Raw genomic sequence first — 451 nt, 5'->3', positions numbered from 1 at the left:
AGCTCTTTGCCGTTGTTGTCGATCAACTCGCAGGAGAGGATGACCACCGGCTTCTTCCCCGCCTGCCAGCGCCGGTACAGCACCTGCGTCAGCTTCGCCGGAAACGACGCCGGCGGGCAGTCCTCCTTCCGGCAGGCAGGGTCGTACACGATCCCCGCCTCGGTTGTGTTGGACACGATGTATTCCAGATCGTCCGACTCCGCGACCTGCATCATCGCCTCATAGCCCTCTTTTTCATACGGGTTCAGGCACCGCGACACCGACGAGATCACGCGCTTCCGGTCCACCTTTTCCCCATTCTCCCGACCGCGCAGGTACAGCGTGTACAGCCCCTCCTGCCGGTTGATCTGCTCCGCCAGCCCCTGCGCGATCGGCTGCACCAGCACCGCTTTGCCGTTCCAGCCCACGCGCTCGTTCGACACATCGAACCAGTAGTCCACGAACGCGCGCA

The 451-nt window shown here is 63.4% G+C and carries 1 protein-coding gene; it reads right to left on the bottom strand.

Translation table 11 applies throughout. The features are described from left to right. Positions 1 to 451: mannitol dehydrogenase family protein (locus ACYQ3S_RS15670; RefSeq protein WP_459690303.1), on the bottom strand; the 451-nt coding region annotated here is incomplete at both ends.

The organism is Agathobaculum sp. TL06 (assembly GCF_054658635.1).
The sequence above is the reverse complement of the archived record's forward strand: the minus strand, read 5'-3'. Positions and strand labels throughout refer to the sequence as shown.